Below are 18,469 nucleotides of genomic sequence, written 5' to 3'. Positions count from 1 at the left end.
GCGCTATTGGCTTCGACTGGGCTATGGTCGCCGCAGCTCGTTGAAGATAGGCATTATCACGACGGAGGAACGATGGCACCGAAACCTCGCCGGGTCACCCAGCGCGAGATCGCCGAGCTGGCGGGCGTCAGCCAGACCACCGTGTCGGTGGTGCTGAACGACCGCGACGGCGGAGGCGTCCGGATCCCCGAGGCGACCCGGGCGCGGGTCAAGAAAGCCATCGAGCAACTGACGTACGTCGCGGACCCGGCCGCCCGCCGCCTGGCCGGCCTGGACAACCAGATCATCGGCGTCTTCACCTACGAGGCCGCATTGTCCCCCGAGAGCATGGACTTCTACGGGCCGCTGCTGAACGGGATCGAGCGCGCCGCCGAGAAGATCGGCTGGGACCTGCTGTTCTTCACGTCGTCACCGGTCGAGAACGGCACCCGGAGCCTGTTCCACCGCAAGACCCGGCTGCGGCTGACCGACGGCTGCGTGCTGCTCGGCCAGCAGATGGTCGCGTCCGAACTGGAGCGACTGGTCGCCGAACAGTTCCCGTTCGTCGCCATCGGGCGCCGGGACGAGACCGCCGCCGCGGTGCCGTACGTCGCCATCGACTACGTCACGCCAACCACCGCGCTGATCGACCAGGCCGCGGCCGCCGGGCATCAGCAGGCGCTGTACGTGCACCGCGGCCGGGACACGCCCGCGGCCCGCGACCGCCGCGGCGCCGTCGAGGCCGCCTCGGCGGAGGGGCGACTCGCGTTCCTGCTGGTCGGCGAGGAGCGGATCGGCGACCTGCCCCGGCTCGCGCAGGCGACCGGCGCGACCGTGATCATCGCCGAGGACGCCTTCCTGATCGAGGACGTCGTACACGCCCTGACCGCGGCCGGAGTCGCCGTACCCGACGAGATCTCGGTCGCGGCGCTCGGCGAGGTCCGCGGGCACCGGATCGACGGCAAACCGCTCGCGGGCTTCCACGTCCCGAGGGAACAGCTGGCCGCGGAAGCGCTCGACCTGCTGCAGTTGCTGATCGCGACAGAGCCGGACGAGTGGTCCACGCTGGAACTCCGGCGGCACCTCGACTCCGACGTGGAGCCGGGCGCCACCATCGTCGTACGGACAGAAGCGTGATCTCCACCGAGGTCGCGATTATCGGCGGCGGTCTCGGCTCCGTCGCGGCCGCGCTGGCGTTGCTGCAACGCGGCCGGCGCGTGGTGATGACCGAGGAGTACGCCTGGCTCGGCGGCCAGCTCACCTCGCAGGCAGTGCCGCCCGACGAGCACATCTGGGTGGAGCAGTTCGGCGTCACCGCGCGGTACCGCGCACTCCGCGAAGGCATCCGCCGCTACTACCGGGACCACTACCCGTTGACGTCCGCCGCCCGTGCGGACCGGGAACTGAATCCGGGACGAGGGCGCGTCAGTCGCCTGTGCCACGAGCCTCGCGTCGCCGACGCGGTCATCACCGAACTGCTCGCGCCGTACCGATCGACCGGGCGCCTGACCGTTCTGCAACCCTGTGTGCCCGTCGCGGCCGAGGTGACCGACGGCGTCGTCCGCACGGTCACGGTCGCGGATCCGCGGACCGGTGCCGAGACCGTCATCTCCGCCGAGTTCGTCCTGGACGGGACGGAGACCGGCGACCTGCTGCCGCTGACCGGCACGGAGTACGTCGTCGGCGCCGAAGCGCGATCCGACACCGGTGAGCCGAGTGCCGCCGAGGTCGCGGATCCGGCCAACGTGCAGTCGATCGCGTGGTGCTTCGTCTTCGACCACGTCGCCGGCGACCACACGATCGCGCGACCGGAGGACTACGACTTCTGGCGGTCGTTCGAGCTGCCGTTCTGGGGCGCGCCGATGCTGTCCTTCGTCGCCCCGAACCCGCGGACGCTGGCGCCGGAAGAGCGGACCATGAACGTCAACCCGGCCGCCGACGTCACCGGCGACCCGCGGTTCGATGCCGGCGACAACGACCTGTGGCAGTTCCGCCGGATCGCGGCCCGGCAGAACTTCGCCGACGGCTTCTACGACAGCGACATCGTGCTCGCCAACTGGCCGCAGCTCGACTACGTCGGCGGCTCGATCATCGACACCGACGACCGCGCCGTACATCTGCTGGCCGCGAAGGCACAGTCCCGCGCGTACGTGTACTGGCTGCAGACCGAGGCGCCCCGCCCGGACGGCGGCCGCGGCTGGCCCGGGCTGCGGCTCCGCGGCGACCTCGTCGGCACCACGGACGGTTTCGCGCAGGCGCCGTACATCCGGGAATCGCGCCGGATCAAGGCACTCACCACCGTCCGCGAACAGGACATCTCGATCAAGGCCCGCGGGTACGACGGCCCGGCCCGGTTCGACGCCTCGGTCGGAGTCGGGATGTACCGGATCGACCTGCACCCCTCCACCGGCGGCGACAACTACATCGACGTCGAGTGCGCACCGTTCGAGATCCCGCTCGGCGCGCTGGTCCCGGTGGCCACCCAGAACCTGGTGCCGGCCGCCAAGAACATCGGCACCACCCACATCACCAACGGCGCCTACCGGCTGCATCCGGTCGAGTGGAACATCGGCGAATCGGCCGGCGAACTCGTCGCGTTCTGCCTCGAGAACGGCCTTTCGCCGCAACAGGTCGCGACCGACGACACCCTCGTCGACCGCCTCCAGAGCCGATTGAGCGAGGCCGGAGTCGAACTCCACTGGCCCGAGATCGCCGGCTACTAGCCATCCTCTGCTTTAAGGACCCATCATGATCACTGCACGGAAGCTGCTCGGCGCGCTCGCGCTGACCACGGCCGCGACGCTGACCGCCGCGTGCGGCGCCTCCTCCGACACCGGCGCATCGAAGGCCACCGACGTCAAGCTGCGGATGACGGTCTGGACCTCGAACGAGGACCAGCTCAAGCTGTTCAACTCGATCGGCGACGCCTACCGCGCCGAGCACCCCGAGGTCTCCTCGATCACCTTCGAGAGCCTGCCGTTCGCCGACTACAACACCACGCTGACGACGCAGATCGCCGGCGGCAACGCGCCCGACCTGGCCTGGATGGGCGACCTGTCGAGAGACCTGATCGCCTCGGACGCGCTGGTCGGCCTGACCGACCAGCTGAAGGCGACCGACGGCTGGCAGTACGACGACCTGGTGGACAGCGCGACCAAGGAGTTCAGCCGCGACGGGAAGCTGTACGCGTACCCGTTCTCGAACTCGCCGTTCGCGCTGTACGTGAACACCGACCTCCTGGCGAAGGCCGGTCAGAAGATCGATCCGAAGACGCTGACCTGGGACCAGGTCGCCGCCGCGGGCGCCGCCGTCCACGCGAAGACCGGCAAGGCGGGCTTCGTGATCCGGGACTTCGACTACAAGTCCTGGAACACGCTGGCCACGGTCTGGACCGGCTTCGGCGGCTCGGCGTGGAGCGCGGACGGGAAGACCTGCACGTTCGACAGCCCGGAGATGCAGCGCGCGTTCACGTTCCTGCACGACGCCGCATTCAAGACCAGCGCGATGCCCGGCCCGGGTACGAAGGCCGACTTCTTCGCCGGTGACGCCGCCTTCACCGTCGCGCAGGTCTCCCGCGCGTCCTTGCTCACCGGGTCGTTCAAGTTCGGCCTGTACCCGTTGCCGGCCGGGCCGTCCGGGAAGTACGCCGTACTCGGGCAAGCCGGTGTCGGTGTCCTTGCCGCGAGCAAGCATCCTGATCAGGCCACCGACTTCCTTGCCTACCTGACGAATCCGGCCAATGCGGCGAAGCTCGCGCAGTTCTTCCCGCCGCCCCGCAAGTCGTTGCTCACCGGCGCGAAACTTGCCGAGAACAACAAGAAACTGACCGCGGCGCAGCTGCAGGAGGTCGTGGTCGACCAGCTACCGAACGCCGTCACGCTGCCCAACCACACCAGCCCGGCCGAGATCGCCCAGAAGGGCAAGACCGCACTGGACGCACTATGGAAGGCCGACGCCGACATCCCCACCGTCCTGAAGTCGGTCTGCACCGCGATCGATCCCATCCTGGCCAAGTGATGCGCTACTGGACCACACGCCGGCGAGATGTGCTGACCGGGTACCTGTTCATCGCGCCACAGCTCGCCGGCGTCCTGCTGTTCGTGCTGATCCCGGTCGGCCTGGCGATCTGGTACAGCCTGAACAAGTGGAACGTCTTCACCGGCAAGCAGGTCTTCGTCGGCGGGGACCACTACGCCGCGCTGGCCTCCGACCCGCAGCTGCCATCGGTGCTGCTGGCAACGGTCGTGTTCTCCGGCGGCGTCGTGGTCCTGAACATCACCCTCGGCCTGCTGATCGCCGTACTGCTGAACCGGAGGTTCCGCGGCGCGACGTTCTTCCGCACCTTGTTCTTCTCGCCGGTCGTGGTGTCCGTGGTGGCCTGGACCCTGGTCTGGGGCTTCCTGCTGCAGGACAACGGCGGCATCAACGGACTGCTGCACGCGATCGGTGTCGACGGCCCGAACTGGCTGCAGCACGGCGACACCGCGATGCTGTCGGTCATCGTCAGCCAGGTCGTGCGCAGCGTCGGCGTCAACATGGTGTTGTTCCTGGCGGCGCTGCAGGGCGTGCCGTCGGAGCTGTACGAGGCGGCCCGGATCGACGGCGCGCGCAGCCGGTCGATCTTCGCCCGCATCACGCTGCCGCTGATCTCGCCGACGGTGCTGCTGACCGCGATCATCACCGTCGTCGGCGCGCTGCAGTCGTTCGCGCAGATCGCCGTACTGACTGGTGGCGGACCTGAACTGAGCACCACCGTGCTCGTGTACTACGTGTTCCAGCAGGCCTTCGAGTTCAACGACATCGGGTACGGGTCGACGCTCGCGCTGATGCTGCTGAGCTTCGTGATGGTGCTGACGCTGCTGCAATGGCAGCTGCGCCGGAAATGGGTGTTCCATGAGCAGTAGAACCTCGGTGCTGCGACGGGTGCTTCTGGTGGCAGCGCTCGCCGTCCTCGCGGTCCCGTTCGCCGTACCGACGATCTGGATGGTCGCCGCGTCGATCAAGCCGCTGCCGGAGATCTTCAAGGCACCGCCGACCTTGTGGACCTCGCATCCGACGCTGGCCGCGTACGGCGAGGCGTTCACGTTCCAGCCGTTCGCCCGGCAGTACGTGAACAGCGTCTACATCGCCGTACTGGTCACGCTGATCACGCTGCTGGTCTCGAGTATGGCGGGGTACGCGTTCGCCCGGATCCGGTTCCCTGGCGCCAACGCCCTGTTTCTGGTGGTGCTGACCGGTCTCCTGGTGCCGAGCGAGGTGACGATCGTCCCGCTGTTCCAGGTGTTCAAACAGGCCGGGCTGATCAACACCCACTGGCCGCTGATCCTGGTCACCGCCTTTGGGGCGCCGTGCGTTCTGGCGAGCTTCATCATGCGGCAGTTCTTCATCGCCCTTCCCGCCGAACTGGAGGAAGCCGGGCGGCTCGACGGCCTCGGCCGGCCCGGGATCTGGTGGCGGATCTGCCTCCCGCTCGCCCGGCCGGCGCTGTCGGCGGTCGCGATCCTCACCTTCCTGGCCTCGTGGAACCTCTATCTCGAGCCCACGGTCTACCTCACCTCACCGGAGCTGTTCACGCTGCCGCAAGCGCTCACCCGATTCACCGACGCGTACGGAGCCGACATGTGGAACACCCAACTGGCCGCCGCCACCATGACCGTCCTCCCGGTCCTGATTGTGTTCGTCATCGCCCAACGCCAGTTCGTCGAGGGCCTCGCCCACTCGGGCCTCAAATGACCGAGCCGATCGTTTTCGAACATGCCAACGTGCAGGTACGGGTCGATCGCGGCATCTTCGAGCTGTTCCAGCGAAGGAACGTCGTCGCCTGCTACCGGACGCCACTGGACTGGGTCCGGGTGCACGTCCAGGTCCGCAGGCGCGCGATGCTCCTGCACTTCTCCCACGTCGAGGACCCGGACGAGCCGATCTACGGACGCCTCATGAACAGCGTCTACTCCCTCGCCACCGTCGAGATCCCCATGTCCGACGAACCGGTCTACCGAGCCTTCTTCACCGAACTCGCCGAACTCTCCGGCCGCCCGATCGCCTGACCCGGCTTGCCACGTTTTTGTTAGTCGGCTAAGTTTTCTTTTTAGCCGACTAACAATATAGCTGGAGGACGGGTCATGGACCTGGGTTTCAAGGATGTGGCGGTGCTGGTGACGGGTGGGTCGTCCGGGATCGGGCGGGCCACCGCGGTCGCGTACGGGCGGGAAGGGGCCCGGGTCGCGATCACCTACAACTCGCGGAAGGACGCCGCCGAGACGGTCGCCGAGGAGATCGAGGCGGCGGGCGGTACGGCGTACGTCGTCCCGCTGGACCTCAGCGCGCCGGAGACGATCGCGGCCGCGGTGGCGTCGACGGTGGAGCACTGGGGCGGGCTGGACGCGGTGGTCGCGAACGCGGTCGACTGGGGACCGCACGACGGGCGGACCGACAAGGTCGAGGACGCCTCGCCGGAGTGGTGGACGAGGATCGTCCGCGCGAACCTCGAGGGGAACATGCACCTCGCACAGCAGGTCGCGCCGGCCCTGCGGCAGTCCGCGCACGGGCGGCTGGTGCTGGTTTCGACGGACCTCGCGGAGCGTGGCATGGGCGGCGGCGCCTGGGCGTACGGCGCCGCGAAGGCCGGACTGCACGGGCTCGCCGCGAGCCTGCAGCACGATCTGGGCGCGGACGGCGTACTGGTCAACGTCGTCCTCCCCGGCATCACGCTGGAGCGCGGCGAACACCGGATCATCCCCCGCGCGGCCCTCGACAAGATCACGGCCGGATTCACCGCACGGCACCTCCCCGACGTCTCCGAACTCGCCGACGCGATCCTGTTCCTCACCTCACCCCGGACCAAGGCAGTCCAAGGCCAACTCCTCCGCGTCACCGGCGGGCACCTGATCCCGGCGTAGGACCTGAATGCGGCGTTGCGGGCGGTGACGCTTGTACGGTGGGCTCAGGAAGTACTCCGGAGAAGGAGCGTCGCGATGGCCCGGGCACTGATCGTGGTTGATGTGCAGAACGACTTCTGCGAGGGCGGGAGCCTGGCCGTCGCCGGCGGCGCGAACGTGGCGTTCCGGATCGGCGAACTCCTGCACCACTGGCACGAGGCCGAGCCCGGCGACCGTCAGTACGACTACGTGGTGGCCACCCGGGACCACCACATCGACCCGGGTGACCACTTCTCCCGCGAACCCGACTTCGTCCACTCCTGGCCACCGCACTGCGTCGCCGGCACCGACGGCGTCGGCTTCCACCCCAACCTCGACCCCCAGCCCTTCGACGCGATCTTCGACAAGGGTGAGTACGCCGCCGCCTACTCGGGCTTCGAAGGCAAGTCCCACGAAGGCGGTCACCCCCTGGCCGACTGGCTCCGCGCCAAGGGCGTCACCGCCGTAGACGTCTGCGGCATAGCCACCGACTACTGCGTCCGAGCCACCGCCCTCGACGCCCATAAAGCCGGCTTCACCACCACAGTCCTAACCCCCCTCACCGCCGGCGTCGCCGAAGCCACCACCAACCAGGCCCTCCTGGACCTCCGCACGGCGGGCATAACCCTCACCTAAAGAGGAACTGCCCTTTGCCGCCTCCGGCGGGTACGCGTCTCGCACCGCCGAGAACTGCTCCGGAGGCGCGGCATGGCACCTCAACTGGTGACTGGGAACAGGCAATGGTGGGTGGGCACCTGGTATTGCCTGTCCCCAGCCACCATTGCCTGTTCCCAGTCCCCAGTGCGTGCTCTCGGTGCGTGTCCTCGGCTCCCCAAACTGGTTTGGGGAGGTTCACCTGCCGTTTCGGGGTGCAGGGCTCCCCGAACTGGTTTGGGGAGCCCTGTGCAGCGACCGGGGTTTGCGGCGGGGGGGTGCGCGGCGGCTCGACAGGTAGAGCACCGGCGAGACGCCGTACGCGCGGGCACGATCACGCTCAGGTGCACTACCCATCCACTCGACACCTCCTAATGGGTGTCGAAATGCACTCCCCGCAGACCACGCTCCGTCTCCACGCGGTGTCCGGCGCTCAGTGCAGCTCGTCCCAGTGCTCATCTCACCGGGGCGCCTGGGCCGAGGGGGATTCCTAGGGCCCACCAGGCCAGGAACAGGAGGGTCCAGGAGATGGTCATGGAGATTGCCAGGGGGACTGTGTATGACGCTAGCGTGCCCACGCCGGCGTCCTTGCGGTAGCGCTGGAGGAAGCCGAGGGCCATGACGAAGTACGGGCTCATGGGGGTGATGGCGGTGGAGCCCGAGTCGGCGATTCGGAAGAGGGCCTGGGTGGTTTCGGCGGGGACGCTCAACAGGAGCATCATCGGGACCAGGATCGGGGCGGTCAGGGACCACATTGCGGAGCCGCTCGTCACCAGGACGTTGATGACGGTCAGCAGGGCGAGGATGCCTAGGAAGATCAGCACTTTCGGCGCCCCGAGATCTCCTAGGACCCGGGCGGATTCCGCGGACAGTAGGTCGCCGAGGTTGCTCCAGTCGAAGTAGGCGAGGAACTGGGCGATCGCGAAGAACAGCACCAGGACCGGCGCCATCTGCTTGATGCCCTCGCCCATCAACCGAGGTACGTCGGCGGCGCGTTCGATCGCCCGTACCGTCACGCCGTACGTGATGCCGACCAGGCCGAAGAGGACCGCGACGACCATCGCGATGCCGTCGAGGAAGGGTGAGTCGACGATGCTGCCGTCCTTGCCGCGGAGTGGGGAGCCGTGCGGGAGCAGGATTGCGACGATCGCCGCCGCGGCGACCAGGAAGACGAGGCCGGCCCGGCGCAGGCCCTTGCGCTCGGCATCCGACACGGACAGCTGATCCAGGTCGCCAGGGGCGTCCGGGTCGGCGTCGAGATCGGTTCGCTTGCTCAGGACCAGGCGGGTGACCAGCGTGATCACCAGCGCCAGCAGGATCGACGACGCGATGTTGAAGAACCAGTTCGAGAGCACCGAGACGTGCGCGTCCGGGTCCACGGTGCGTGCGGCCGCGGTCGTGATGCCGGCGAAGATCGCGTCGTTCGGGGTCGGGATCGGGCTGGCGTCGTACCCGGAGGCGATCGCGGTGTACGCGACCACGATACCGAGGATCGGCGACCGGCCGACCGCGCGGAACGCGAGCCCGCCCAAAGGCACCAGGATGATGTACGCCGCGGCCGACGCGACATGGGCCATCGTGCCGGCGAACGCGACCGCGAAGACCACCATCGACTGCGGTACCCGGGACACGCTGACCCGCATCAGCACCTGCAGGAACCCGGTCCGCTCGGCCAGCGCGACGCCCATGATCACGACCACGATCGTCGCCATCGGCGGGAACTCGGCGAAGTTCGAGATCGCCGTCGACACCGCCATCTGGAGGCCGTCGCCGGACAGCAGGTTCTGGACGGCGACCTCCTTGCCGTCCTTCGGCGAGAGCACCGAGACGTCCAGCGCGGACAGGATCGCGCTCACCACGGCCAACAGAGCGGACAGGATCCAGAACAGCCAGAACGGGTGCGGCAGCGCGTTCCCGATCCGCTCGATGACCGCCATCGCCCGGACCAGGCGCGGCAGCTCCCTCGTGTCGGTCGCCGTACTCATAACGTGTGCGCCTTGAAGAACGCGCCGATCAACTCGTGCGCCTCGAACGTCTGCGTCACATAGCCAGGCCCGGACGTCGAATCCGATCCCGGCCAGCTGTGCCCGCCGTCGGTGACTGCGACGTGCACGACGTCGGCCTTGCAGCCCCTGTAGGTGAACTTCAGGACGTCGTCACCGAGCTGCGAAGTCCTCGGGTCAGGGTCGCAGTGGTCGCGGACGGCCCAATCCCGGACCCAGGTCTGTACGTCGGGCAGGTCGCGCTGACCGTCACCGCCGTACGGGATCGTGGTGTCGCCGGTGCCGTGGATGTCGAGGACGGGCACCGGGCGGCTCGGCGCGCAGTGGGTGCCCTCGATGTAGAACGCGCCGGAGACCGGGGCGATCGCCGCGATCCGGTCGGCGAGCTGACAGGCGAGTATCCCGGTGAAGCCGGCGCCGTTGGATTTGCCGGTCGCGTAGACGGCGTCGGTGTCGACGCAGTACGACGACTCGAGCTGGTCCAGCAGGTCCCGCGTGAACTGAACGTCGTCGACGCCGTCGGCGGAGTACGGCGCGCCCTGCCAGGCCTGCTTGTTCTCGTCGCCGATCACACCGTTGGGGTAGGCAACGATCGCGTCGAGTTTCGACAGGTCGGAGAACGCCTCGGTCTGGGCGCCGGTCTTGCCGCGGCCGTGGTAGACGAGGATGAGCCGCTTGGCCTTGGAGCTCTGGTAGTTGTCCGGTACGTGCAGTCGATAGGTGCGCGTGATGCCGCCGCTCGTGACGGTGTAGTCGCCACTCGGTGCGGCCTGCTTGCCGCAGCCGGGACTACCCGCGGAGGCAGCAGTTGCTGTGGGCAACGTGGTGGCGGCGGTCACCAGAGCCGCCGCTCCGAGCAGCGCACCAACCCGGCGGGCGGTACGACGGGGGATTTTCGGGCGTGCGAAGTTCATCAGGGGCCTCCAAGGGGCATGCGGGCGGGCAGGCTCGCGCCTGGACCTCCCTGAGCGAAGGTCCAGTGTTCGGTGGTGCAGCGTCAGGCCGACAGGAGTTCGTCGGCGAAGGTGGCGATGCGGTCGGCGGCGGTCTCCACGAGGAGCCGGCCGTCCTCGGCTGTGGCGCGGCGGGGATCACCCAGCACGCCACGCTTGTGGTACGCGTCGAACCCGACGGACAGCCGCGGTCCGCGCGACTGCCGGGAGAGCCGGGCCGTGGTGGTCAAGTCGTCGAGCGTGGTGGCGCCGGGCTCCAGGCGGTCGGCCTGGACCAGGTCCGGCGCCAGGTACAGCATCTGCGCGGTCTCCGCCTCGCCGGCGTGGCCGTGCACCTCGCTGACTCCGGTGATCAGGTCTGCGACGACGGACGTGACCGGGGTCCACGCGAACGTCAGCTCGCTGCGGACGTACTCCTGCGCGAGCACGGACAGGGCGGCGTTGTTCCCTCCGTGCCCGGTGATCACCAGGAACTGCCGCCAGCCGTGGTCGTGCAGGCTGGCCACCAGGTCCCGGAGAACGTGCATGAACGTTGCCGGTGACAACGTCATCGTCCCGGCGAAGGACATGTGGTGCGGTGAGACGCCGTACGGGACGGCCGGGGCGAGCACCGCGCGGCCGGCCAGCCGTTCCGCGACCCGCTCGGCGACGCCGACGGCGCGGACGGTGTCGGTGGACATCGCCATCCCGCCGCCGTGCTGTTCCTGCGCGCCGACCGGGATGATCACGAGCGGCGACTGCCGGACCGCGGCGGCAGCCTCGTCGGTCGTCAGGTCGCCAAGTTTCCGGAACTTTTTGGTCACCTGGTGACGATTTGTTTCCGGATAGGCGGTCATGAGAACTCCGGGGCGGATTCGACGGTCTGGCGGATGTTGTCCAGGTGGGCCCGGGTCAGCTGCTCGGCCCGTACGGCGTCCTGCGCGCGGACCGCGTCGACGATCGCCTGGTGCTCCTCGTGGTCGCGTCCGCGGTTGTCGTACAGCGCGCGGATCAGCTGCTGCTCGCGGACCCTGACCTTCAGCAGCGACGCCAGAACCTCTTGCAGCAAAGGGTTCCCGGATGCCGCCGCGAGCTCAACGTGAAAGTTCAAAGCGAACGCCGGACCGCCGGGCGGGACGAGCGCGTTGGTGACCGCGGCCTCCAGGCGCTCCAGGTTCTCGGCCCGGCGCGCGAGAGCGGACTGCGCCGCGACGGCCGGCTCGATCACCAGGCGGGCGCTGATCAGCTGCAACACCGAGTCCTTGGTGATCGGCGGCCGGTGCGGATTCGCCAGTACGACGTTGTTGATCGTCGGACCGACGTACGTCCCCGACCCGTGCCGGAACTCGACCGCTCCGGTCGCCTCGAGCTTCCGCAGCGCCTCCCGCACCGTCGGCGTGGTGATCGCGAACCGCTTCGCCAGCTCCCGCGCCGACGGGATCGCGTCACCGGGCCGCAGCCCGCCGTCCCGGATGATCCCGAGGATCGACTCGGTCAACCGGTCCGACAAACTGGGCAGCGCCTCAGAAGCTGAGTAAGTCACAAAGTGACTAAATCACTTAGCCTTACGTCGGTCAAGCTCTCGAACGAGTAGTTCTGCTCAGGTGCGGTGACCGTCCGTGCCCATACCTTGCTGGCATGAAGGAGCGCACCTGGGCAGGATCGATCGTCGTCATCGTGCTCCGTGCCCTGGGCATCGGTCTGGGCGTGGGCGTCGTGGTCGGGATCATCGTGACGAGCGTCCAGTCCGCGGACTGCCTGCCCGAAGAGGAATGCTGGGCGGCCGTCGGCGGCATCGCGTACGGCGCTCTCGGCGGCGGGATCGCGATGGCGCTGGCGATCCTGGTGTTCGCGATCCGTCTGCGCGTCGGCGCGATCTTCGGCGCCGGCGCCGCGATCGGCGTACTCGCGCTTCTCGCCGCGGCGTGGGCGTCGCTCCTCGGATGGGGCCAGCCACTCTTCTTCCTGGCCGCTGTCGCGTTCTCGGCCGGCGTGGTTCTCCAGCGCTGCCACCGGCCGGCCGACGGCGGGCATCGGCAGTGGTCGCGGCCGTCGCGGGTGGCGGTTCTGATCGCGGCAGGCGTCGTGCTCCTCGGCGCCCTCCCGGCCGGTGTCAAGCTCGCCAAGGTGTGGTCGGAACAGCGGCGGATCGAGGCTGTCATCGCCCGGCCGCTGCAGACCGACCTGGACGGCACCTGGCCGTACACCGTGCGCTCGTGGGACTCCGGGTTCGAGTACGACGTGATGGAGCCCCCGTCGAACGGACAGCGGATCGCCGAGGTCTCTGTCACCGTTCGCAACGCGGCCCCGGACCAGGCACCGTGCACCGGCTTCACCGACCGTGTCGAAGGTCCGGTCACGGTGACCGGCTGCACGGAACTCGCCCCGAACCTGTGGCAAGGACAGGGCGCCAACGGTCAGACCCACTACTTCGTCCATGCCGGGGATCGCCAGTGGGCCTACGTCCGGGCAGGAACCTATGGCGGCGCGGAGGTCCAGCGACTGCACGACGCCCGCGCCGAACAGGTCGCGAGATCCCTGCGACCGCGCTCCGCCTTTCCGCTCGCCGCCGAATCGGTCGGCTGTGGCTTCTGCGAGTGGCTGGCGTAACAGCCACTCGCAGAAGCGGGGTCAGGGGGTGACCGTGATCGGGGAGCCGTTGGAGGTCAGGGACCAGTCGGTGGTGTGGAAGGTGGTCGGGTCGACGGTGCCGGTGGCGGTGACGTAGTCGATCATCAACTGGCGGATCTCGACCTGGCGGTTGTAGACGACCGGGGCGGTCTTGACGTGCGGGAAGTTGCCGCCGCCGGACTGGCGGTAGTTGTTGACCGCGACAACGAACTGCTGGTCGGCGGCCACCGGTGTGCCGTCGTACGCGAGGTCGGTGATCCGGGTGCCGGCCGCCTTGGCGATGTCGATCTTGTAGGTCAGCGGCTTCGACAGGCCGCCCATGATGTCGTAGTTGTAGTCCGGCGTGCCGTTCGGCGCGGTCGGGGTCGGGGCGTTGGTGACATCCGAGGACGGGAACGGCCCGGTCCCGGTCACCTGCTTGAAGTACAAAGCGGAGAACTCCAGGTACTCCTTGATCTGCGCGCCCGTCATCGTCACCCCGAGCAGCGTGTTGTCGAAGATGTAGAGCCCAGCGACGTCGCGGATCGAGACATCGCCGGCCGGGATCGCGGCGGCCCGGTTGAACGGCGCCGCGATCGCCAGCACCGGCAGCGACGCCTGCGGCGTACCGGCGAGGGCCTTCGAGACCGCGTCGGCCTGGATGAAGTTGACGAAGTCCAGCGCGGCGGTGTCCTCCCAGGGCGCGGTCGCCGCGGACATCGCCTCGGTGCAGGTGCCGATCTTCGAGTTGACGTACTCGACGACCTTGTCGTGGTCCTTCTGCAGCACGTCCACCACGTGCGGGTCGGCGTCGACGGTGTTCGCGTTCAGCACCTGGCTGTGCCGGCCGACGACCTTCCACTGCCCGCGGACCTTCTGCAGGTCGAGGTCGAACAGCGACAGCCGCATCCCCCACTTCAGCGGCTCGCTGAGCACCACCTGCTCGCCGCTGGTCTTGTTCGTGACGAGCCGCTCGGGGATCTCCAGGTGCGCGTGCCCGACCAGGACGGCGTCGATGCCCGGGACGGTCTCGGCCATCAGCACCGACGCGTTCTCCGGGTAGGGCAGCGCGTCGCCGTACGACGAGGACAGATCCATCCCCGAGTGCACGGAGGCGATCACCACGTCGGCGCCGGCCTTGCGGACCCGCGGCGCCCAGATCTTCGCGAGCTCGACGATGCCGCCGAACTTCAGCTTGTTCTCGACGTTCGCCTTGTCCCAGATCGCGATCCCCGGGTTGGTCAGGCCGAGGATGCCGACGGTGATCGGCTTCTCCCCCGGCACGTGCACCCGCTTCAGCGTGTACGGCGGGAACACCGGCAGGCCCGTGGTCCAGTCCTGGGCGTTCGCGCCGAGCAGCGGGAACCGCAGCTGCCGCTGGAACTTGCGGAGGATGTCGAGGCCGTAGTTGAACTCGTGGTTGCCGAGCGCGGCGGCGTCGTACCCGATCCGGTTCATCGCGGCCGCCATCGGGTGGATGTGACCGCCGGTGATGGGCTCGATCTTCGCGAAGTAGTACGCCAGCGGCGTGCCCTGGATGGTGTCGCCGGCGTCGAGCAGTAGCGGGCGCGGCGCATGCCGGTCGGCGGCGATCCGGTCCCGGACCGCGCTGACCAGCGTGGAGATCTTGGCCAGGCCGATGTCGTTGTGCGCGCTGTCGTCGTACTCGGCGTTCTTGAAGTAGTCCCAGTTGAAGACGTTGCCGTGCAGGTCCGTGGTGCCCATCACGGTCAGCCGGACCGTCTTGCCCGACGATCCACCACCCGCGTACGCCGGAACCGCCTGGAACCCGGCCGCGGCCAGCGCCGCCGCACCGCCGATCACCGTCCGTCGTGTCATCGTGGTCCGCTCACCGCTGTCCGTCATCGCCCCGCCTCACAGGTCAACTCGCCGGGATCTCCGGCCCGAAAGCACACGATACGACCGACACACCCCCACCCCCACCAACGCATGGCACCGGACTCGCGAGAAGATGCCCGTCATGACCAAGCCGCCCGGCAAACTCCTGCCGTTGGTCGCCGCCCTCCTCTGCGGTGCCGTCCTCGCCCAAGCCGCCACGCCGTCCGAGCACTCCGTCACGTCTGCCGCCGCGCCGGTCTCCCCGACGGCCGGCCACGAACCGCTGGGTACGCCGGTGACGTCCAAGCGCGGCGAACCGTCGTCGACCAAACAACCCACGCAGCCCGCGCGGCCCGTCAAGCACCCGGTCGCCAAGCCGCCCGCCGACGACTGGAACCTGGCCGCGCACGGGAAGGTCCTCTACCTGACCTTCGACGACGGCCCGCAGCACGAGTGGACCCCGAAGGTCCTGCAGCTGCTGCGCAAGCACAAGGCGCAGGCGACGTTCTTCGTGCTCGGGATCCAGGTGGCGCAGTACCCGGAACTGATCGCCGCCGAGCGGGCCGCCGGGCACACCGTCGGCAACCACACCTGGGACCACAAGACGCTGACCCTGCTGCCGGACGCGAAGGTACGGCAGGAGATCGCGATGGGCGTGAAGTCGAAGTGCCTGCGGCCGCCGACCGGCGCCACGAACACGAAGATCCAGGCGATCGCCGCGGCGTACCACCAGCGGCAGGTGCTCTGGGACGTCGACACGAAGGACTGGGAGAAACCCGGCGCGGCGCACATCGAGAACGCGATCATGGCCGGCGCCCGTCCCGGCGCGATCATCCTGATGCACGACGGCGGCGGCAACCGCTCCCAAACCGTCGCCGCCCTCGACCGAGCCCTGACCAAACTCACCAAGCTCGGCTACACGTACCGCGCCCTGCCCTGTTAGCGAGCCACCGCCGCTACCCCGTTCGAGAAGTACCGCAGCGCCTGATCGATGGCCTCAACCGGCTGGTCAAGAGACGCGACGCTGTAGATACCGGCAGTCTTGACCCGCCGGCTCCGCCGCAGCAGTGCCCGGACAACCGGCTGGTCGAGACCACTCACACCCGGGCTGTCGGCGGTGACCCCGGGCTGTACGACGACCTGCAAGAGCGGCTGCCCGAGCCTCCGCTTCCGCCGGAACCCCACCACTGCCGGCCAGGGCAGGACGACCGGCGCCGGTGCACCTTCCACACCGAGCTCGAGTCCGGCGGCGGTCATCCGCAATGCGTACGGCGGGAGGTCCGCGCCGGCGTACCAGCGTTTCAGCTTGCCCCACTGGACGAACGGGACGAGGCTGCTCCCGAAGAGGAACACCATGCAGGCGATCATCATCGCGCCCATGGCCCACGAACCGCCGAGCCAGAACGTCAGCCAGATCGACAGGGCCAGGCCGGCCATCGAAATCAGCAGCGTGAATCCACCGCTGATCATCCGAACCCGGCGGACTGTGCTACGCCGGCGCAACATCTCGTCGCGCCTCAGACCGACCACGAAGCTCTCGTTCATGCCTCGAGCCTTGCAGGTCGGCAGGTCAGCGGTCGGGGGTCAGCGCAGCACGCCCGCGGTGCCGTCGGAGAAGTGCTTGATTGCCTCGTCGATGACGTGCACCGGCTGGTCGAGGGCCTTCACCAGGAACATGCCGGTGGGGCGCAGGAGCGGGTTCGGCTTGACGACGCTGCGGACCGACGGCTGGTCGAGGCCGCGGACACCGGCCGTCGTCGCACCGACGCCCCGGACCAGGGCCAGGTCGAGCATGTACTGGCCGAGGAGCTTGTGCTGGGTGAAGCCGCGGACGGTCGCCCACGGCAGTACGACGGGGAACGCGGCGCCGTCGCAGGCCAGCTCGAGTCCCTTGGCGGAGATCCGCATCGCCACGGGCGGCAGCTCGTTGGCGTCGTACCACTCCACGCGCTCGGCCTGCAGGCGGTACACGAGCACCGTGCTGAGCACCAGTGGGATCATTGCCGCGATCAACAACAGCGCGAACGGCCACATCCCGGAGCCGCGGAACGCGATCAGCGCGTAGATCGCGGCCACGATCCCGATCGTGCCGAGGGCCAGCGTCACCCACGCACCGCGCCGCTCGACGGTCCGCACCACCTCACGGCGCCGCAGTACAGCGTCCCGGTCGATCCCGACCACGAACGGCTGCCCCGGATCCCGTGGCGGCACCTGCACCTCCGGCTCGACCTCTGCGGCACTGTCGTCTGCAACCAGCGAAGCTACGTCCCCGTCCTCACTCACAGAGGACAGAATCCCACAGTGGGCGTGTCTCCGTCAGTTTGTGCTGTCAGCCCTTGTGGCGGCCGGCCCAGGTCCAGGCGTAGACGCCGTCGTCGACCGCCTGGCCGGCCTCGCCGAGTTCGAGCGGGCGGAAGGTGTCGACCATGACGGCCAGTTCCTCGAAGCGCTCGGCGCCCAGCGAGGCCTCGATCGCCGACGGCTGCGGCCCGTGCGCGTACCCGCCGGGGTGCAGCGAGATCGAGCCGAGGCCGATCCCGGAGCCCTTCCGCGCCTCGTAGTCGCCGCCGCAGTAGAACATCACCTCGTCGGAGTCGACGTTCGAGTGGTAGTACGGCACCGGCACCGACAACGGGTGGTAGTCGACCTTCCGCGGCACGAAGTTGCAGACCACGAAGTTGTACCCCTCGAACACCTGGTGCACGGGCGGCGGCTGGTGCACCCGCCCGGTGATCGGCTCGAAGTCGCTGACGTTGAACGTGTACGGGTACAGGCAGCCGTCCCACCCGACCACGTCGAACGGGTGCGTCGCGTACGTCATCCGGCTGCCGACGATCCCCCCGGCGCCGTTGCCGCGGTGCTTCACCAGCACCTCGACGTCGGTCGCCTCGACCACGAGCGGCTCGGTGGTGGGGTGCAGGTCGCGTTCGCAGTACGGCGCGTGCTCGAGGAACTGCCCGTACCGGGACAGGTAGCGCTTCGGCGGCGCGATGTGCGAATTGGCCTCGATCGCGTACGCGTGCACGCCCTCCGGCCCGGGCAGCCAGCGGTGCGTGGTCGCGCGCGGGATGATCACGTAGTCGCCCTGGACCGCGTTCAGCACGCCGAACACGGTCTCCACGGTCGCCGACCCCTTCTCGACGTACACGCACTCGTCACCGATCGCGTTCCGGTAGTACGGCGACGGCTGCTCGGCCACGACGTACGAGATCCGGACGTCGCCGTTGCCCAGCACCAGCCGGCGATCCTCGACCGGGTTGGTCTTCGAAGTGTCGGTGAAGAGGTCGTGCAGCTTCAGGTGCCGCGGTGTGAGCGGGTGGTTCGGGACGGTGGCGAGATCCGGCAGGTCCCACACCTGGGAGTCGACGATCGCGGACGGGACGCCGGCGTGATACAGCAACGAGGAGTCCGACGAGAACCCCTCCTCCCCCATCAGCTCCTCGTAGTACAGCCCGCCGTCCGGTTTCCGGAACTGTGTGTGCCGCTTCGGTGGAACTTCCCCGACCTGCCGGTAGAACGCCATCAGAACTACTCC

18 protein-coding genes are annotated in these 18,469 nt (G+C 68.7%); 10 read left to right on the top strand and 8 right to left on the bottom strand.

Features of this window, described 5'->3' with window-relative positions; genetic code table 11:
• Positions 1–72: 72 nt before the first annotated feature.
• The 8 genes from E0H50_RS27970 to E0H50_RS27935 all read left to right on the top strand — a co-directional run bounded on the left by E0H50_RS27970 (position 73) and on the right by E0H50_RS27935 (position 7,532).
• Positions 73–1,116, top strand: coding sequence for a LacI family DNA-binding transcriptional regulator (locus tag E0H50_RS27970; RefSeq protein ID WP_131293511.1), 1,044 nt, complete (start codon positions 73–75; stop codon positions 1,114–1,116).
• A complete protein-coding gene (locus E0H50_RS27965) occupies positions 1,113–2,702 on the top strand; it encodes an FAD-dependent oxidoreductase (RefSeq protein ID WP_238151283.1) in 1,590 nt (529 codons plus the stop codon). Before E0H50_RS27970 ends, E0H50_RS27965 begins: the two co-directional genes overlap by 4 nt.
• Positions 2,703–2,727: 25 nt before the next feature.
• Entirely contained in the window at positions 2,728–3,996 is a 1,269-nt protein-coding gene (locus tag E0H50_RS27960; RefSeq protein WP_131293510.1) for an ABC transporter substrate-binding protein, read from the top strand.
• Positions 3,996–4,883: a carbohydrate ABC transporter permease gene (locus tag E0H50_RS27955; RefSeq protein ID WP_165547331.1), complete on the top strand. Its 888-nt coding sequence runs from the start codon at positions 3,996–3,998 to the stop codon at positions 4,881–4,883. Before E0H50_RS27960 ends, E0H50_RS27955 begins: the two co-directional genes overlap by 1 nt.
• On the top strand, positions 4,873–5,712 hold the full coding sequence (locus tag E0H50_RS27950; protein WP_131293508.1) for a carbohydrate ABC transporter permease: 840 nt from the start codon (positions 4,873–4,875) through the stop codon (positions 5,710–5,712). Before E0H50_RS27955 ends, E0H50_RS27950 begins: the two co-directional genes overlap by 11 nt.
• Positions 5,709–6,026 carry a hypothetical protein gene (locus tag E0H50_RS27945; RefSeq protein WP_131293507.1) on the top strand — a complete coding sequence of 106 codons (318 nt, stop codon included), beginning with the start codon at positions 5,709–5,711 and terminating at the stop codon, positions 6,024–6,026. The genes E0H50_RS27950 and E0H50_RS27945 overlap by 4 nt, the downstream gene beginning before the upstream one ends.
• A gap of 75 nt (positions 6,027–6,101) precedes the next feature.
• On the top strand, positions 6,102–6,878 hold the full coding sequence (locus E0H50_RS27940) for an SDR family NAD(P)-dependent oxidoreductase (RefSeq protein WP_131293506.1): 777 nt from the start codon (positions 6,102–6,104) through the stop codon (positions 6,876–6,878).
• Between the two features lie 75 nt (positions 6,879–6,953).
• The gene (locus E0H50_RS27935; RefSeq protein WP_131293505.1) at positions 6,954–7,532 is read left to right on the top strand and encodes a nicotinamidase; all 579 of its coding nucleotides are present in this window, start codon (positions 6,954–6,956) and stop codon (positions 7,530–7,532) included.
• A 473-nt stretch (positions 7,533–8,005) separates the two neighbouring features.
• Here E0H50_RS27935 and E0H50_RS27930 read toward each other — a convergent pair whose 3' ends face one another.
• The 4 genes from E0H50_RS27930 to E0H50_RS27915 all read right to left on the bottom strand — a co-directional run bounded on the left by E0H50_RS27930 (position 8,006) and on the right by E0H50_RS27915 (position 12,028).
• Positions 8,006–9,535 carry an AbgT family transporter gene (locus tag E0H50_RS27930; RefSeq protein ID WP_131293504.1) on the bottom strand — a complete coding sequence of 510 codons (1,530 nt, stop codon included), beginning with the start codon at positions 9,533–9,535 and terminating at the stop codon, positions 8,006–8,008.
• Entirely contained in the window at positions 9,532–10,467 is a 936-nt protein-coding gene (locus tag E0H50_RS27925) for a CE1 family esterase (RefSeq protein ID WP_131293503.1), read from the bottom strand. Before E0H50_RS27925 ends, E0H50_RS27930 begins: the two co-directional genes overlap by 4 nt.
• A gap of 83 nt (positions 10,468–10,550) precedes the next feature.
• Positions 10,551–11,309, bottom strand: coding sequence for a creatininase family protein (locus tag E0H50_RS27920; protein ID WP_238151282.1), 759 nt, complete (start codon positions 11,307–11,309; stop codon positions 10,551–10,553).
• A 29-nt stretch (positions 11,310–11,338) separates the two neighbouring features.
• Positions 11,339–12,028, bottom strand: a complete 690-nt coding sequence (locus tag E0H50_RS27915; RefSeq protein WP_238151281.1) for a FadR/GntR family transcriptional regulator — start codon at positions 12,026–12,028, stop codon at positions 11,339–11,341.
• Positions 12,029–12,123: 95 nt separating this feature from the next.
• Between E0H50_RS27915 and E0H50_RS27910 the strand changes: the two genes are divergently transcribed.
• Positions 12,124–13,095, top strand: coding sequence for a hypothetical protein (locus E0H50_RS27910; RefSeq protein WP_131293501.1), 972 nt, complete (start codon positions 12,124–12,126; stop codon positions 13,093–13,095).
• Between the two features lie 21 nt (positions 13,096–13,116).
• Here the strand turns inward: E0H50_RS27910 and E0H50_RS27905 are convergent, their stop codons facing one another.
• Positions 13,117–14,961 carry a bifunctional metallophosphatase/5'-nucleotidase gene (locus tag E0H50_RS27905; RefSeq protein ID WP_131293500.1) on the bottom strand — a complete coding sequence of 615 codons (1,845 nt, stop codon included), beginning with the start codon at positions 14,959–14,961 and terminating at the stop codon, positions 13,117–13,119.
• A 115-nt stretch (positions 14,962–15,076) separates the two neighbouring features.
• Here E0H50_RS27905 and E0H50_RS27900 point away from each other — a divergent pair, with 115 nt between their 5' ends.
• Positions 15,077–15,877 (top strand): polysaccharide deacetylase family protein, encoded by an 801-nt coding sequence (locus E0H50_RS27900; protein WP_131293499.1) that lies wholly within the window; start codon positions 15,077–15,079, stop codon positions 15,875–15,877.
• On the opposite strand, the gene E0H50_RS27895 is transcribed toward E0H50_RS27900, so the two are convergent.
• Genes E0H50_RS27895 through E0H50_RS27885 form a run of 3 tightly spaced genes read right to left on the bottom strand, consistent with a single transcriptional unit; the run spans position 15,874 to position 18,457 of the window.
• Positions 15,874–16,479, bottom strand: a complete 606-nt coding sequence (locus E0H50_RS27895) for a hypothetical protein (RefSeq protein ID WP_131293498.1) — start codon at positions 16,477–16,479, stop codon at positions 15,874–15,876. The two genes, E0H50_RS27900 and E0H50_RS27895, sit on opposite strands and share 4 nt — an antisense overlap.
• Positions 16,480–16,518: 39 nt before the next feature.
• Positions 16,519–17,217: a Hint domain-containing protein gene (locus tag E0H50_RS27890; RefSeq protein ID WP_238151277.1), complete on the bottom strand. Its 699-nt coding sequence runs from the start codon at positions 17,215–17,217 to the stop codon at positions 16,519–16,521.
• Between the two features lie 46 nt (positions 17,218–17,263).
• On the bottom strand, positions 17,264–18,457 hold the full coding sequence (locus E0H50_RS27885) for a homogentisate 1,2-dioxygenase (protein ID WP_131293497.1): 1,194 nt from the start codon (positions 18,455–18,457) through the stop codon (positions 17,264–17,266).
• Positions 18,458–18,469: the final 12 nt, after the last annotated feature.

The sequence above is a fragment of the Kribbella sindirgiensis genome (assembly GCF_004331435.1).
In the GTDB taxonomy this organism is placed as follows: Bacteria; Actinomycetota; Actinomycetes; order Propionibacteriales; family Kribbellaceae; genus Kribbella; species Kribbella sindirgiensis.
The sequence above is the reverse complement of the archived record's forward strand: the minus strand, read 5'-3'. Positions and strand labels throughout refer to the sequence as shown.

What these genes read in the sequence shown, in the direction of transcription:
- E0H50_RS27930 (WP_131293504.1), bottom strand. Translation starts at nt 9,535, where the DNA reads ATGAGTACGGCGACCGACACGAGGGAGCTGCCGCGCCTGGTCCGGGCG.
- E0H50_RS27940 (WP_131293506.1), top strand. Translation starts at nt 6,102, where the DNA reads ATGGACCTGGGTTTCAAGGATGTGGCGGTGCTGGTGACGGGTGGGTCG.
- E0H50_RS27960 (WP_131293510.1), top strand. Translation starts at nt 2,728, where the DNA reads ATGATCACTGCACGGAAGCTGCTCGGCGCGCTCGCGCTGACCACGGCC.
- E0H50_RS27905 (WP_131293500.1), bottom strand. Translation starts at nt 14,961, where the DNA reads ATGACGGACAGCGGTGAGCGGACCACGATGACACGACGGACGGTGATC.
- E0H50_RS27925 (WP_131293503.1), bottom strand. Translation starts at nt 10,467, where the DNA reads ATGAACTTCGCACGCCCGAAAATCCCCCGTCGTACCGCCCGCCGGGTT.
- E0H50_RS27885 (WP_131293497.1), bottom strand. Translation starts at nt 18,457, where the DNA reads ATGGCGTTCTACCGGCAGGTCGGGGAAGTTCCACCGAAGCGGCACACA.
- E0H50_RS27895 (WP_131293498.1), bottom strand. Translation starts at nt 16,479, where the DNA reads ATGAACGAGAGCTTCGTGGTCGGTCTGAGGCGCGACGAGATGTTGCGC.
- E0H50_RS27910 (WP_131293501.1), top strand. Translation starts at nt 12,124, where the DNA reads ATGAAGGAGCGCACCTGGGCAGGATCGATCGTCGTCATCGTGCTCCGT.
- E0H50_RS27955 (WP_165547331.1), top strand. Translation starts at nt 3,996, where the DNA reads ATGCGCTACTGGACCACACGCCGGCGAGATGTGCTGACCGGGTACCTG.
- E0H50_RS27900 (WP_131293499.1), top strand. Translation starts at nt 15,077, where the DNA reads ATGACCAAGCCGCCCGGCAAACTCCTGCCGTTGGTCGCCGCCCTCCTC.
- E0H50_RS27945 (WP_131293507.1), top strand. Translation starts at nt 5,709, where the DNA reads ATGACCGAGCCGATCGTTTTCGAACATGCCAACGTGCAGGTACGGGTC.
- E0H50_RS27970 (WP_131293511.1), top strand. Translation starts at nt 73, where the DNA reads ATGGCACCGAAACCTCGCCGGGTCACCCAGCGCGAGATCGCCGAGCTG.
- E0H50_RS27935 (WP_131293505.1), top strand. Translation starts at nt 6,954, where the DNA reads ATGGCCCGGGCACTGATCGTGGTTGATGTGCAGAACGACTTCTGCGAG.
- E0H50_RS27950 (WP_131293508.1), top strand. Translation starts at nt 4,873, where the DNA reads ATGAGCAGTAGAACCTCGGTGCTGCGACGGGTGCTTCTGGTGGCAGCG.